This window comes from Bartonella capreoli (assembly GCF_902813205.1).
In the GTDB taxonomy this organism is placed as follows: Bacteria; Pseudomonadota; Alphaproteobacteria; order Rhizobiales; family Rhizobiaceae; genus Bartonella; species Bartonella schoenbuchensis.
Genome location: NZ_CADDZX010000164.1, coordinates 1 through 476 on the forward strand (window position 1 = coordinate 1; position 476 = coordinate 476).

Sequence of the window (476 nt, forward strand, 5' to 3'; positions counted from 1 at the left end):
TCTTGCATTTACAATCTTCTTTTATATTGTTGTCTATACAATTTGGTTAAAGCGTATAACGCCCCAAAATATCGTTATTGGTGGTGCAGCTGGAGCTTTCCCACCTATGATTGGATGGGCTGCAGCAACGGGTACAGTGAATATTGAGAGCTTTTTATTATTTTTAATCATTTTTATGTGGACTCCACCACATTTTTGGTCTCTTTCCTTGTTTTCAGCTCTTGATTATGAAACAGCAGGTATTCCTATGATGCCTAATGTAAGAGGTGAGCGTTCAACAAAAGCACAGATTTTATTTTATACTATTCTTATGGCAATATGCGCTTCTGGACCTTTTATTACTGGTTTCGCAGGAGTTTCCTATGGTATTTTCTCGACAATTTTGAGTATTATCTTTATTTATTTTGCTTATCGTTTATGGAAATCCGATACGTATGACGCAACTATTTTGATGGCAAAAAAAACGTTTTTCTTTT

Annotated in this window: 1 protein-coding gene; it reads left to right on the top strand. The window is 35.1% G+C overall.

Translation table 11 applies throughout. From position 1 onward, the window contains the following. Positions 1 to 476: UbiA family prenyltransferase (locus J7R05_RS07885; RefSeq protein WP_208541837.1), on the top strand; the 476-nt coding region annotated here is incomplete at both ends.